Source organism: Haloflavibacter putidus (assembly GCF_006546625.1).
In the GTDB taxonomy this organism is placed as follows: domain Bacteria; phylum Bacteroidota; class Bacteroidia; order Flavobacteriales; family Flavobacteriaceae; genus Mesonia; species Mesonia putida.
Genome location: NZ_VIAR01000030.1, coordinates 1 through 1,395 on the forward strand (window position 1 = coordinate 1; position 1,395 = coordinate 1,395).

Sequence of the window (1,395 nt, forward strand, 5' to 3'; positions counted from 1 at the left end):
GATCAAATCCTACAGGACCGTAAATAATTTCCCATTCGGTTTCGTCTGAAATTGGAGTCCAGCTTATTTCTGCTGTAGCAGAAGTTATATTATTAACAACTAGATCAACAGGCATAGCGCAAGCTGGCGGATCTACTACTGTTACTGTATAATCTTCTGCCTCGCCATAAGTCGTACTTCCACAAGGTTCTGGATTAGAACCAATATAAAGTGAAACTACCCGCATACGGTAATCACCATTTGCAACACCTGCAGGTATTTCAAAACTTGCATCAAGAGGAGTAGAAACATATCCTCCTGATGAATAAACTTTTTCTGCTTCTTCAAACTCGAAATTGTTATTCCAATCTACCCATATATTAATTCCGTAAGTACTGGTACCAGCGTTATTAATATTAAAATCTATTGTACCACCAGCATATTGACTTACTACCATATCTGTAGCATTGTCATAACCATTTGCCGAATAACCAGAACCGGTATTATCTATATTGGTTTGTGCTCCAGAGGTAGAAAAATCGTCTATATAATACTGTGAGTCAGTTCCTGCAAATTCACAATAGCCAGAGAAAAAAGATACAGGACCAGCCCATAAACTTTCATCGCCAGAACCACACACTGCTTTAACATAAATATCATAAGCCGTATCTGCAGTAAGACCTGTAATGGTTTCTCCTGGTGTACCGTCTGTATCCTCAATAGTTGTTCCTTCGGTCTCCGGATCAAATCCGGCAGGACCGTAAATTATTTCCCATTCGGCCTCCGAACCATTTGGCACCCACGAGATATCTACTGTAGTAGCCGTGGCATTTTCAGTAACCAAATTAATTGGTTTTGGGCAAGTTGGCAGCTCCATAAAACTTACATCATCTATTAAGATGTCGTTATAATAAGCGGAACCTGTTGCACTACCCGTAACGGTAAAACGCACTTGGGTTGGCCCAGTGATATTATAAGAAGATAAGTTGATAGTATATTCTTGCCAGCTATCACCCAATAAAGTATTTACATTTAAAACGTTAATCCAATCTAAACTGGTAGCATCATAAACTTCTACATCTACAACATTAACAGCGCCATCATCTGTATTGTGACTAAACAGCGCAAAAACCAATGCTGGCGTCGTTAAACCTGAAACATCAATTAAAGGAGAGATAAGTGTACTCACTTCTCCACTACCATTGTCAGAACCATCTAGCCAAGCGTAATTAGTGCCGCCTCCCGGAGTATAATCTCCAGCAGAGTCTGCGGCATAATCACCGTTAAGGCTATAATCCCAAGCATTATCACCACTTTCTGTCCAACAGTTTGGGGTAGAATCTGCCGTAAAATCTTCTAACCAAGGAGTACTAATTACATCGCATTCTGTAGTAAAACTCTGCGAACCAGCCAAAA

The 1,395-nt window shown here is 40.1% G+C and carries 1 protein-coding gene; it reads right to left on the reverse strand.

Annotation, left to right across the window (positions count from 1 at the left end):
- Positions 1-1,395 (reverse strand): GEVED domain-containing protein (locus tag FKR84_RS13210; protein ID WP_233357782.1); only part of this gene is annotated, 1,395 nt, incomplete at both ends.